This is a genomic window from Streptomyces sp. NPDC000134 (genome assembly GCF_042899225.1).
Classification (GTDB): domain Bacteria; phylum Actinomycetota; class Actinomycetes; order Streptomycetales; family Streptomycetaceae; genus Streptomyces.
The window spans coordinates 1-10,631 of record NZ_JBIAZN010000017.1; the positions used below are offsets into that span (position 1 = coordinate 1).

Annotated in this window: 9 protein-coding genes and 2 pseudogenes; 5 read left to right on the top strand and 6 right to left on the bottom strand. The window is 69.9% G+C overall.

Features of this window, described 5'->3' with window-relative positions; genetic code table 11:
* Window positions 1-315 precede the first annotated feature (315 nt).
* The 3 genes from ACFY32_RS24230 to ACFY32_RS24240 all read left to right on the top strand — a co-directional run bounded on the left by ACFY32_RS24230 (window position 316) and on the right by ACFY32_RS24240 (window position 3,528).
* The gene (locus ACFY32_RS24230) at window positions 316-837 is read left to right on the top strand and encodes a hypothetical protein (protein WP_359204724.1); all 522 of its coding nucleotides are present in this window, start codon (window positions 316-318) and stop codon (window positions 835-837) included.
* A gap of 68 nt (window positions 838-905) precedes the next feature.
* Window positions 906-2,414, top strand: coding sequence for a flotillin family protein (locus ACFY32_RS24235; protein ID WP_390675224.1), 1,509 nt, complete (start codon window positions 906-908; stop codon window positions 2,412-2,414).
* A gap of 43 nt (window positions 2,415-2,457) precedes the next feature.
* Window positions 2,458-3,528 (top strand): PucR family transcriptional regulator, encoded by a 1,071-nt coding sequence (locus ACFY32_RS24240; RefSeq protein WP_390675225.1) that lies wholly within the window; start codon window positions 2,458-2,460, stop codon window positions 3,526-3,528.
* Between the two features lie 50 nt (window positions 3,529-3,578).
* On the opposite strand, the pseudogene ACFY32_RS24245 reads toward ACFY32_RS24240, so the two are convergent.
* The 4 genes and pseudogenes from ACFY32_RS24245 to ACFY32_RS24260 all read right to left on the bottom strand — a co-directional run.
* Window positions 3,579-3,791, bottom strand: a pseudogene (locus ACFY32_RS24245) (transcriptional regulator); the annotation flags it as partial.
* Window positions 3,792-3,889: 98 nt separating this feature from the next.
* Complete coding sequence (locus ACFY32_RS24250) at window positions 3,890-4,288, bottom strand: hypothetical protein (RefSeq protein WP_390675226.1); 399 nt, start codon at window positions 4,286-4,288, stop codon at window positions 3,890-3,892.
* A 26-nt stretch (window positions 4,289-4,314) separates the two neighbouring features.
* Window positions 4,315-5,940: a hypothetical protein gene (locus ACFY32_RS24255; protein WP_390675227.1), complete on the bottom strand. Its 1,626-nt coding sequence runs from the start codon at window positions 5,938-5,940 to the stop codon at window positions 4,315-4,317.
* Window positions 5,941-6,314: 374 nt separating this feature from the next.
* Entirely contained in the window at window positions 6,315-6,455 is a 141-nt protein-coding gene (locus tag ACFY32_RS24260) for a hypothetical protein (RefSeq protein ID WP_390675228.1), read from the bottom strand.
* 538 nt (window positions 6,456-6,993) lie between these two features.
* Between ACFY32_RS24260 and ACFY32_RS24265 the strand changes: the two genes are divergently transcribed.
* Window positions 6,994-7,926 (top strand): FAD-dependent oxidoreductase, encoded by a 933-nt coding sequence (locus ACFY32_RS24265; protein ID WP_390675229.1) that lies wholly within the window; start codon window positions 6,994-6,996, stop codon window positions 7,924-7,926.
* A 183-nt stretch (window positions 7,927-8,109) separates the two neighbouring features.
* Here ACFY32_RS24265 and ACFY32_RS24270 read toward each other — a convergent pair whose 3' ends face one another.
* Complete coding sequence (locus ACFY32_RS24270) at window positions 8,110-9,252, bottom strand: FAD-dependent monooxygenase (RefSeq protein ID WP_390675230.1); 1,143 nt, start codon at window positions 9,250-9,252, stop codon at window positions 8,110-8,112.
* A 174-nt stretch (window positions 9,253-9,426) separates the two neighbouring features.
* Between ACFY32_RS24270 and ACFY32_RS24275 the strand changes: the two genes are divergently transcribed.
* Complete coding sequence (locus ACFY32_RS24275; RefSeq protein WP_309052126.1) at window positions 9,427-9,762, top strand: winged helix-turn-helix domain-containing protein; 336 nt, start codon at window positions 9,427-9,429, stop codon at window positions 9,760-9,762.
* A gap of 186 nt (window positions 9,763-9,948) precedes the next feature.
* On the opposite strand, the pseudogene ACFY32_RS24280 reads toward ACFY32_RS24275, so the two are convergent.
* A pseudogene (locus tag ACFY32_RS24280) lies at window positions 9,949-10,296 on the bottom strand (transposase family protein); the annotation flags it as partial.
* Window positions 10,297-10,631 lie beyond the last annotated feature (335 nt).

Here is a 10,631-nt window from a genome sequence, read left to right on the forward strand (position 1 = left end):
GGCGGCGGGGGGGGCCGGCGCGGGGGGGGGGGGGGGGGCGCCGGGGGGGGGGGGGGGGGGGGGGGGGGGGGGGGGGGGGGGGGGGGGGGGGGGGGGGGGGGCCCCCCCCCCCCCCCCCGGCACCCCACCCGCCCGCCACCCGCACACCCACCCCCCCAGCCACGTACCTGGACACCACAACACCACCCACCCCCTGACCAATCGCGGCATCAAGAACACATAAAGATTGCCGAACCCCGGCAATGACACCCCGCCACCCCGAATGCAACGATCCCTCCCACCGGAGATCGGCGACGGGGCGAGAGGGGGCAGCACATGGCCTGGCTTCTCGGCCTGGGCATCACGGGGACCGTGCTGCTCGCCCTGTCGCTGATCTTCGACGGGCTACTCGACGGAACACTGGACGGCGCCCTCGGCGGCGCCCCCGACGGCATCCTCGACGGCTGGCTGTCCCTCCCGGTCATCGCCGGATTCACGGCGATGACCGGCTTCGGCGGCGCCATAGCCCTGGGCACCGGCGCCACCGGCCCCACCGGCGCCGTCACCGCCGGCGCCCTGACCGGCGCCGGAACGGCCTGGCTGACGTACCACCTCAGCCGCGTACTCATGCGCGACCAGACCTCCGTCACCCCCACCGCGGACCACCTCCTCGGCACCTCCGGCAAGGTGGTCACCCCGATCCCGGCCGACGGCTACGGCGAGGTACTGCTCCGCCTGGCCGGCCAACCGCTCAAGTGCGCGGCCCGCAGCGCCCGCCCGGTGCCCCTCGGCACCGAGGTGTGGGTGGAGGCGGCCCCGACCCAGTCGTCGGTGGTCGTCCGCCCGGTGGACCACTGAATCCACCGCTCTCTCCCGATCAACTCTCTTCCGATCAGCTCTCTTCCGATCAACCAGGGGGATTCACCATGAGCCCTGTCGTCATCGCGCTCGCCGGAACCGTCGTACTCCTGGTGCTGCTGGCACTGGTGGTGGTCAGCCGGTACAAGGTGGCCGGCCCGAGCGAGGCGTTCATCGTCACCGGCCGGCGCGGCAAGCGGTCCACCGACCCGGAGACCGGCCGGGTCGTCACCGACAACAGCGGCCAGAAGGTCGTGGTCGGCGGCGGCGTGTTCGTCGTGCCGTTCGTGCAGCAGCGCTTCACCCTCGACCTGTCCTCCCGGCACATCCCGGTCGCCGTGCGCGGCGCGGTCACCCTGCGCGGCGTCAAGGCCAACCTGGACGGCGTCGCCATCGTCAAGGTGGGCGGCACGGAGGACGCGATCCGCGCCGCCGCCCAGCGCTTCCTGATGCAGCAGGACGGCATCGTCGGCTTCACCCAGGAGGTGCTGTCCGGCGCGCTGCGCGCGATCGTCGGCCGGATGTCGGTGGAGGACGTCATCCGCGACCGCGCCGCCTTCGCCGGGCAGGTCGCGGAGGAGGCCGAGGCCAGCCTCTCCGGCCAGGGCCTGGTGCTGGACGCCTTCCAGATCCAGGACATCACCACCGAGGGCTCGTACCTGGAGGACCTCGGCCGCCCCGAGGCGGCCCGCGCCAAGCAGGAGGCCGACATCGCCGAGGCCGAGGCCCGGCGGGCGGCCGAGCAGGCCCGCCTCAAGGCCGAGGAGGAGATAGCGGTCGCGCAGCGCACGCTGTACCTGCGGCAGGCCGAGATCAAGGCCGAGACCGACCAGGCGTCCGCCCGCGCCGACGCCGCCGGCCCGCTCGCGGAGGCGGCCCGCCGGCAGGACATCCTCGCCGAGCAGGAGAAGGTCGCCGAGCGGCAGGCCGCCCTGAAGGACCGCCAGTTGGACACCGAGGTCCGCAAGCCCGCCGACGCCAAGCGGTACGCGGCCGAGCAGGAGGCCGAGGCCCGCCGGGTGGCCCGGGTGAAGCAGGCGGAGGCCGAGCGCGCCGCCGAGATCGCCGCGGCGCAGGCCGAGGCCGAACGCGCCCGGCTGACCGGCGAGGGCGAGAAGCAGCGGCGCGGCGCGCTGGCCGAGGCACAGGCCGTGGAGGGCCTCAAGCAGGGCGAGGCCGAACGCTCCCGCCGCGCGGCGATCGCCGAGGCCGTACGCCTGGAGGGCGAGGCGGAGGCCGCGGCGATCGGCGCCCGGGGCGCGGCCGAGGCCGAGGCGATGGAGAAGAAGGCCGCCGCCTTCGGCAGCTACGGCGAGGCGGCGGTCCTCCAGATGCTCATCGAGGTCCTGCCCCAGGTGGTGGCCAAGGCATCGGAACCCCTGTCCGCCGTCGACAAGATGACGGTGATCTCCACGGACGGCGCGAGCCGACTGTCCCGCACGGTCGCCGACAACGTCGCCCAGGGCATGGAACTCCTCACCTCCACCACGGGCGTGGACCTGGCCGCCCTCCTGAAGAACGTCACGACCCGCGAGCCCGGGACACCCACGCCCACCACCCAGATCCCCGTGGGCTAGAAAAGAGGCGGAGAACGCGGCGCGCACAGGGGGGGCTGGAGAGATGGCGACGAACGAAAGCACCACCGCCGCCACCGCGTACCTGGAGGGCTACGCGCGCATCCTCGCCGACGCCTCCGCCACCGGCCGCCGCCTCACCCGCGAGGAACTCGACTCCCGCCGCGCCCTCGGCGAACAGGCCGCCGAGGCCGGCCTGGGCCTGCGGGCCCTGGTCGGCGCCCACCTGGCCGCCACCCGCAGCCACTGGCCGACCGGCAACGGCTCCACCCCCGACACCGTCCTGGCCGCCGCCGCCCAGGCCGTCGACGCCCTCGCCGAGGGCTACGAACGCGCCCAGCGCCACGCCGTACGCCAGGAAGAGACGGCCCGTCGCGAATTCATCGACGACCTGCTCTACGGCCGCACCGACCTGGGCCGCCTCGCCGAACGCGCCGCCCGCTACGGCCTGCGCCTCTCCTCCGCGCACGCCGTCGCCGTGGCGAGCGGCCGGACACCGTACGACGACGGCGACCCGGTCCCCCGAGACGTCGAACGCTCCCTCATCGGCCGCTTCGGCGACCGCAGCATCCTGCTCACCACGAAGGACGGCCGCCTGGTGTGCATCGCCCCCGGCGACCAGGACGAGGTCCTGTCCTACTTCGCCAAGCAGGCGTACGCCGCCACCGACGGCGGCCAGGTCGCCATCGGCCGCTCCCAGCCCGGCCCCGCCGGCGTCGTCCACTCCTACGAGGAGGCCCTCAACGCCCTGGACCTGGCCGACCGCCTCGACCTGGACGCCCCGGTCCTGCGCGCCGCCGACCTCCTCGTCTACCCCGTCCTCACCCGCGACCGCCAGGCCATGGCCGACCTGGTCGAGAACACCCTCGGCCCCCTACGCGCGGCCCGAGGCGGCCCCCAACCCCTCCTCGACACCCTCACCACCTACTTCGACACCGGCTGCGTATCCGCCGAAACGGCCCGCCGCCTCTCCCTCTCCCCCCGCGCCCTCACCTACCGCCTGGCCCGCATCCACGCCATAACAGGCGCCGACCCCACCGACCCCACCCACCGCTACACCCTCCAGACAGCGGTCATCGGAGCCCGCCTACTGGACTGGCCGACAAAGCCCCTATGAACGCCCCCCAGGCAGCCCTCCCCACCACCACACTCCCCCCACCAACCTTGCTGCCCCGCCCGGAGCCGAGACCGGGCACACCGCCCTTCGGTCTGCAACAACCCGGGCACCACATGAGCCGCATACTCACGTACGACGACGGCTCGCTGGGACAACGCAATGAACGCACACGACCAGTCAGGGAACGTCTCCCGATACACATAGGGCCACAACTCGACCAGTAACTCACCCGCACCAAGCACCCGGCCCAGCACACGCCGCAGCCTGTTCCTGATCAACGCCCTGTCCCGCCACTGGGGCACCCACCCCCGCCACCCGCTGGGCAAGACGGTATGGGCCGAAATCGTGCTCCCCCGCCGGCCTAGGAGGAACCGGGCAGCAGCGCCGTGACGGTGGACCGGACGAACTCGGCCGCGGCAAGGACGCCAGGGATGCCTCCGCACCGTTCGACGAGGTTCTGCAGCATGTATCGGAGGGTGCCGGGATCACTCCCGGGTTCGGCCAGGCGCGGGGCGATCGCATCCAGGTCGCGCAGGGCCGCGTCCACCTCGGGATACAGGCCGCGCAGTGCCTCCAAGCGCCGGCGTAGGTCATCGATGCTCTCCCGTGCCCTGTCGATGGCTTCGTTGGTGATGTTGTTGACCTGGGTGGCGTTGTGGGAGAACGGCGCGGCTTGGGCAGGACCGCTCATGTGCCCGGTGTTGAAGACGCCGAAGTTGGGGTTGTTCGGGATGGAATCGGGTTGGCGGCGAGAGGCCATACGTAACTCCAGGAGTACTCGGCGGGTCAGTTCGTCATGGATGAGTCGACGGAGAAGGGCGTGGCCTGTACGGGCCCGGTCATGGTGCCGCCGTTCATGACGCCGAAGTTGTAGATGGCAGTGGACTGCTGGCGGTACGACGCGATGTCGACATTGTGGTCGCGAAGGAAGGCCTCGGTGGAGTCGAAGACCCGGCGTTGCATCATCTGCACGTAGTAGCGGGCGTCGTCGTGCATGTGCATGTCTTCCAGCCAGCGGACGCTGTAGACCTCTCGGAGGCTGACCGGTCCGCTGCCCGGGTCGAGTTCGGGGAGCGGTCGGGCTTTGCGGCGAACGAGCCGGTCGAGGCCGGCACAGACGTCGACGAGTGCGTTGAACGCGGCACGGCCCAGCCACTTCGGCGTCCCAGGGTCGGTGGAACGGAGACCGGCGACCTTCGGGTTGAGGGGACCCATGATGTGCGGACGTACGGTGGCACGGAGGAAACCGCCCTGGTAGGCGAAGTGAACGAGTACGGCGGCGATGAGCTCGCCGTTCCACGCCGTCACCCGTGCCCATACGTACCGTCGGGCGACCTCTTCGGCGGGCTTGTCACCGGTGTCGTCCACGGCGAGGGTGTGCAGGCTACGCCAGGAGGCGTCGTCAATCTGATCCCAGCGCTTTCGGTGGATGCCGGCGATTCCCACGACCTCGACGCGCGGCTTCGGATGATCACGGTGATGGGAAGGTGCCGGATCGACCAGGCGGCGCTCGATGTATGCGTGCAGTTGACCAGCGGTGAAGTGCTTCAACGGTTTCCGGATCACCGGCTTGTTGTGCTGCTCCAGCGCGTTCAGGACGGCTTGGGCGATCTCGGCCATGTCAGGGCGGTCCGGCTTGTGCGACGGCGAATCGGAACTCGGCAGCGGCCCCGGACTGGCGTCCTCATCGTCCTGGCTCTCGGGTGCGGGCTCGACATCGATACCGATGACCGCCTCCGGCCAAGCCTGGAGACCTGCTCCGACGAACCGGTGCCGATCACCGTTGCGACGCCGCTCGTAGAAGTACGGCAGGGCATGAGCCTGCTCCGCCTGTTCTGGTGCGCGCAGTTCCCCGGCGAGCAGGGCATTGACCCGAAGCTGCGCCAGGTAACGCTCGACCAGGTGAACTCCCCACAGCGTGATCAGCAGAACAAGAAGCGCCCAACCCACGCTCAGGAAACCGACGATGACTTGCCAGGACGTGATCACGACGGCGCCCACGACGACCAGTCGACGCCGCCGCATGTGCCGAATGGCACGGTCGCTAGCATGCACGACGGCTTCCTGATGGAATCCGTAGACCGGCACCGACCGTGCCGACATCTTGATCCGGCGACGGACCCACACGGCATAATCCTCGCCCAGCACGACCATCGGCGGCTGCGGTTCCGTCGTGCCTGTCGTCTGCTCGACCGCCTCGGCGGGCAACAGCCATCGCAGGTGCCGCCGCACGGCTGCCTTCATCTGCCGCCACAGCCGCGTCAGCACAGCGCGGAAAACGGCCCACCAGTCAGTACGGGCGAAAGCGGCGGCACTCAACCGGCGCGAGATGCCCTCGGTGTACGCCCCCTGTCCGAGCATCTCTCGGGTATCGGACGCGGCCCCCAAGGGCACCGCGGGTGCCGAGAACACAGACTGATGCTCCGCGAACGACAAGTCCCCACCCCGTCTTCCCCCGCGTCAGCCGCTACCAGGTCAATGGCGGACGCAAAGGGGCATTGTCTTCGCGTTCAGACATCCTCGCAACCTCTCAAACCTGCACAAACCGCGCACAGAGCCACTTCGATCAGATAATGACCGAAAGCTCTCCCAGGCAAGCCAAGCTAGCGGCCATCTCGCTGCGGGCTGATAGTGGTCGTCACCACGTGCGCATCGAACTGAAAAGCTCATGAAAGGGGAAGGTGTCGGCGCACAAGCAGTCACCATTGCCAGGATGACTAGCCCATGCCCACTGATAGGTGGCTCCGGCGCCCCGTGTCGCCGGACTGCACCTACTTCCCTGCTACCTACTTCTGATCCTTCGCCTTGAGAGCGGCTTTCACCTCCCTCAGGGCGTCCACCGCTTTCACGATCCGCTTCGCGATCTGCGGGATGTGATCGAGTGTTGTGTTCAGCACGAGAACCGCACCACTCACGACTCCGATCACGGCAAGGACCCAAGCCCCGTCCATCGGCCTCCCTTCACCTCTGTTGTTACTGCACCTCAGGCCGTCGCCTGAGGCATTTCGGGAGAGGCATCGGAAGGTCGATGGCAAGCAGCGGGGCGTGCGGAAACGACGTTAGCAGCAGGGGGACTTGATTACATACGAGTCGGTTGTACAGAGAGGAAGCGGGCGCCCTCTCCTCCCAGGCGGCGAGTCGAGGACGCCCCGCGGACGCCATCGCCCTCGGTGAGGCCGCCCGCCGGGCGAGCGACGCGGCCCCGCTGGCTGTCCGGGCGTCCGTCCTGTCCCGGCTCGCCTACGCGTACGCCGCCGCCGGCCGTGACAACGACTTCGCCTTCACCGCGGCGCTGCTCCGCCAGCTTTGCCGCCGACCTCCGCCGCCGACAGCGCAATCCTCACGTGCGCGGCTTCCTGCCAGCCCTGGAGGGCGCACTCGCCCGATACGCATCATCGACGCAACCCGGCCGTTAGGGTCAGGTTCCTGACCGCAGGGGAGCGCGTTGTCGTTGTCGGGGCTGGGGTGGCTGGGCTCACCACGGCCGTTGTTCTGTCCGAGGCTGGGGCTTCGGTGCACGTGATCGCCGAGCAGGTGCCGGGGGTCACGTCGCTGGCGGCCGGGGCGATGTGGGGGCCTTACCTGGTCGAGCCGAAGGACAAGATCGACCAGTGGGGACAACGGTCCCTGGAGATTTTCCACGAGCTGGCCCAGGACCCGGCGACGGGCGTCCGGCTCACCAGTGGCATCGAGGCATCCCGCACGGCCGAAGCCGCGCCGGACTGGGCCACCACTTTGCCTGGCTTCCGACCGTGCGAGCGGGCCGAACTCCCGGCCGGGTTCACGGCGGGCTACCGGTTCACCGTGCCACTGATCGACATGCCCACCTACCTCGACTACCTCCTGCGCCGGCTCCGCGATGCCGGGGGTGTGGTCGAGCGGCGACGGCTGACCTCGCTCTCGGAGGCCGGTCCGGCTTCGGCGATCATCAACTGCGCGGGCCTCGGGGCGACACCGTCGTCCTGGGCGGCACCGCGATCGACGGCGAGGGCGATCCGGCCCCCGATGACAAGGCGGCGGCCGGTATCCTCGCCCGCTGTGCCGAGGCCGAGCCCCGACTCGCCCAGGCCCGTGTCCTGGAGCACCGGGTCGGCGCTCGACCGACCCGCGCCACGGTCCGGGTGGAGGAAGAGGTGGGGGAGGACGGCACCGTGGTCGTGCACAACTACGGGCACGGGGGTGCTGGCGTCACGCTGTCGTGGGGGTCCGCCGAGGAGACTCGGGTTCTCGGCGGCTGGAACCCGCACCGGTCGGAGAGGCAGCAGCCTGCGGCACGGCCCGAGCCGCCGAAGCCGTGGCGCGGCTCTATCGACGCACGTCAGGATCAAAGCTGGCGATATGGACGCCAAGGTCGCGCTCAATGGTGGAGACGATGAGCCTTTTCCAACCTCAGGTTGAGGCGTGACGAAGGGCGGGGATCGTCTTCACGATGGCGGTGACTCGGTTGGTGCTACAGCGGAGTTTCCGCCGGGGCGCCAGCCCTTCAGGGCGGCCATGGCTTGCTCGCATGGCGGCGCCGACCCGGTTGGGAGCTACAGGGGAGCTGCGCACCGGCCGGTGAGCAGTCGGTGCGGGCGCGGTCTACCGGTTCGCGGCTCCGCGAGTGGCGCTCCGGTGCGTGCGGCTGACCGCGCGGCCCACCGTATTGCGCACTGCGAGGCCCGGCCGGGTGCGGGGCACCATGAGCCTGGAGAGCGGACCGACGCGTCGCTGCCGTGGGCCTACCTCGCGGCGGAGACGGGACTCGTAGACGGCGAAGGCGCGGGCGTGGTCACCGGGTTGGGCGGCGAGCTCTTCCGCGAGGGCGTACGCGCCCGCCATCGCCATGCTGGACCCGTCGCCCAGCAGGGCTGTCGCCGCCGCCGCGTCCCCGAGCAGGACGACCCGTCCGCGGGACCACGAGGGCATCCGGAGGGTGGTCAGGGGGTCGAAGAACGGGGCCGGGTGGTCGAGGAAGGCCGCCACGAGTTCCGGTGCCCGCCACCCCACGCCGGCGTAGGCGTCGGCCACGGTCTGCTTGTGAAGGGCAATGTTCTTGCGGTCGTGGGGCGCCAGCCGTGCGGCCCGGAAGGTGAAGATCGCAAGCGGAGTGGTCCGCGAGGGATGGACGACCAGCATCCGGTTCGGCACAGTCAGCATCGTCATCTCACTCGGGTCCTCGACGGCGTCGGGTTTCAGCGGCACGGTCGCGCCGTACAGGCCCAGGTCGCTCGCGAACTGCCGCTCGGGTCCGAATACCAGGCGCCGTACGGTGGAGTGCATCCCGTCGGCACCGACTACCAGGTCGAAGCGCCGTGGCGCGGACCTACGGAAGGTGACGTCCACCCCGCCTTCGTCCTGGTCGAGAGCGGTGACCGTGTCGTCGAACAAGAACTCGGCCTCGGTCTGCGCCGACCGGTGGAGCACCTCGGACAGGTCGGCTCGGGTCACCTCGACCGTCGGCGCCTTGTCCGAGGTGAGCGGGAGCTGCAGGATTCGCCTGCCGCCGGGGTCGAGCAGGGTCAGTGACCGATTGCGGGTGGCGAGCCCGCGCAGCTGCGGGAGGATGCCCATGCGGTCGGCGACCGGGATCGCGGGCCCCTTCACGACGACCGCGCTGCCACCGGAGCGCAGCTGCCGGGCATGTTCGACGACCGTTGGCCGGTAGCCGTTCCGGGAGAGCCAATATGCGAGCGCGGGCCCTGCGATTCCGGCACCGACTATCAGCACCTCGGGCTTCTTCATGACGATGACCTCTCGGAGTGTCGAGGATGACCAGCTCCCCGGCGAGTGCCGGGGTCGGCTCTCAGAGCGCGGCGGGACGGGCAGCGCAACCGGAACCAAGGTACGAAAGATTTCGTACCTCAGTGGAGCACATTCTTCAGGTACGATTCAAGTCGTACCTGAAGGAGGTGCCGCGTGGCCGGGAAGAACCTGGTCGGCCCGGAGGCCGATGCGCTCGATCTGGGGACGGTGTTTCGCGCCCTCGCCGACGAGCACCGTCGTTCGGTGATGACGGAGTTGGCCGCCGACCGCAGCGACAGCGAGCGGGGCTGCAACTCGTTCAATCTTCCGATCTCGAAGCAGACCCAGACCCACCACTTCCGAGTCCTGCGCGAGGCAGGTCTCATCGACGAGATCGACTACGGCAACCGCAAGGGCATCCGACTACGACGCGCGGACATCGACAAGAGATTTCCCGGGCTGCTCACGCTCCTGGGCGCAGAGTCCCCGGGCGGTACTGCTCCTCGCTGAGCACGGCTGAGCACGCCGGAGGGGAGTCCGGGTTGAGCCGCGAGCTCGGCCGAATCCAGCCCGCGCCCGGCTCGCAAGTAGCTGGACCCGACGCGGGCACAAATGGGATCGGTGTCGCTTCGACCACCGTTCCGCGCTTGTTATCGGCGCCGAACTCTTCCGCGCACTGAGCCCTCTCCATCTTGATCAGATGGTGAGTTCGAGAGTGACGATGGCACGGACGACGGTAGTGATCCTCGTGGTGCTGCAGCGCAGTTTGCGGAGTACTCGCCAGCACTTGAGGGTGGCGATGGCGCGTTCGCCGAGGCTTCGGATCTTTGCGTGATCGCGGTTGTGGCGGCGGCGCCAGCCGCGCAGGTGCTTGCCCCGGATCGGGACGCGGACGGCGGGTCCGGCGCCCTGGTATGCCTTGTCCGCCCAGCACTTGATGCCGTCGGCGGCGAGGGCGGCGGGTATGCCGTGGGTGCGGGCCGCGGTCAGATCGTGGACGGCGCCGGGCAGGGCGTCCGAGACCCAGAGCAGTCGTCCGGCCGGGGAGCCGGTATCTGGAAGCCGGCTCCCAAACGGCTCCCAAAACGGGGCGACAAAGCAAACCAGGCCCGGTGCTGATCTCTCAGCACCGGGCCTGACCTGGTGTTTCGGCTGTCGGGGTGGCGGGATTTGAACCCACGACCTCTTCGTCCCGAACGAGGTTCGGTTGGTGAGCCTGCCAGCAGCGACGACATTTCCGCAGGTCAGGCGCGGGGGAACGGTTGGTCTCGCGTAGGCTCGAAGGGGCTCGGGGAGCGGGTTGGCTCCCAGATGGCTCCCAGCATTGTCTCCGAACGGCTGCAGGGGCCACCTCATTCTGCGGTGCTGGCTCACATGAG